Consider the following 1,639-nt stretch of genomic DNA (forward strand, 5'->3'; position numbering starts at 1 on the left):
TTGTTGTTGGTGAGAATACCCCAGCGCCCCTTTCGGTTCGCTTCTGACTGCCGGGTGCAGCCGATGGCTGTCATTTCCAGTTGATTAAATCCGTACCGGGCCACCAGAGGCTGCTCAAATACCGGCTCCATCGCATCCGCATAGGCGTTACCCGGATCAGACCAGGAAACCAGCGCTGTGGTATAGCGCGTTTTCGAAGTGCTGCTCGAATAGGTGAAGCGACCGTCAACAACGTTAGCACGCGTGTAGCTGTAATCAACATCGCGCGGCATGTCAGCCAGGGCCACAATCTGATCACCGCCCCAGTAGGTCATGCCACGAAATATAGCGGCAAAATCACGCATGACCGTGTAGGCGTCGTTTCGGTCCTGAACGTAAACGTTGCAGGTATAGCGTGGTTCGGTACCACTGCCACCTTTACCGTCCGGGACTGGCTGATCGCAATACTGGGCAACCTGATACAGCGTCCACTTATCGATGTTCGCCGCAGTGAGCCGGTGGCCAAGACCAAAGCGGTCTGACACCACCAGATCGTAAAAAATCCACGCCGGGTTATCGGTCCATGCCCATTTAAATGCTCCCTGCCATGTACCGCTGTAAGCCCTCGTTTCAGGGTCGTAATTATCAGGTACACGGATCACGCGCATTTTTGGTTCGCAAGAAATCTGTGGGATAGAGCCATTGAACTGGCTTGAGTCAAATTCGATGTACAACAGAGCGGTATTTGGATAACGCAATTTGGCGTCAATTACCTCCGTGAAGCTTTGCAGTGTCATTGTGTCGCCGATCTTCGCGCTATTGGCATCAGCGGTGATCTTGCGAAGTCGAATTGTCCAGGTGCTGCCTGCCTGAGGTAAATCAATACGGTGGCTGCGTTCGTAGCCTGAGGTGGTTTTCCCGGTTACGCTGGTATTGAGTACGGTTTGCCACGTACCACCATCAGTCTGCAGATCTACCGCATAATTGATCGAATACCCAACCAGATCGCCGTTATCTTCCTGCTTAAATAACGATGGCCATTTCAGGCGCAGACGAACGGCTGAAAGCTGGGAATTGGTAAAGGTACGTGTCCATGCTGTTGCACTTGAAACCTCAGAGCCAACATTGATCTCATTTTCAGTACCGGGGATACCCTGAATGTAATTCTGTGCCTGCGTTCCTGAACGGAACTCCCACACTACGCCACTGAAATTCTGCGAGCCATCCGCATTCTCAAGCGCAGTACCATCCAGATAAATATTTTTACCCGTCAACTGCCCTGCAAACTCCCCTTCCCCAAGAGCAACGAGGATTTTGGCCTTCGCTACAGATTGCAAATCATCAGGCTGTTCGGTTGGGGTTCGGGAACTGGAGCCGCCGCCCTTGCGGCCTTTAATCGTAGTTGCTGAAGCCATATCGCGCCCATAAAAAAAGCCACCCTGAGGTAGCCTGAGAAAAGGATTTTTTCTTACTGCTGATCTTCGACGTAGATTCCAGCAGAAATAATCGCCCCACCAATTCGACGCTTACCATACCCTAGGGGGACGGGATATCCCTGCGCCGCTGTATTGGTTACCCCGCCGAAAGCATACGAAGCGCGGTTATCTGCACTTTGCTTACTGGCAAGACCTGATGGTTGAGGTGAGAGCATTTGAACAAC

General features: G+C 52.0%; 1 protein-coding gene and 1 pseudogene. Both read right to left on the reverse strand.

Features of this window, described 5'->3' with window-relative positions; translation table 11 throughout:
- Window positions 1-1,394: TipJ family phage tail tip protein (locus OGV69_RS07095; protein WP_286469219.1), on the reverse strand; the 1,394-nt coding region annotated here is incomplete at its 3' end.
- 53 nt (window positions 1,395-1,447) lie between these two features.
- A pseudogene (locus OGV69_RS07100) lies at window positions 1,448-1,639 on the reverse strand (tail assembly protein); the annotation flags it as partial.

Origin of the sequence: Citrobacter sp. Cc139, from assembly GCF_030334645.1 — a bacterium.
GTDB lineage: Bacteria > Pseudomonadota > Gammaproteobacteria > Enterobacterales > Enterobacteriaceae > Citrobacter > Citrobacter werkmanii.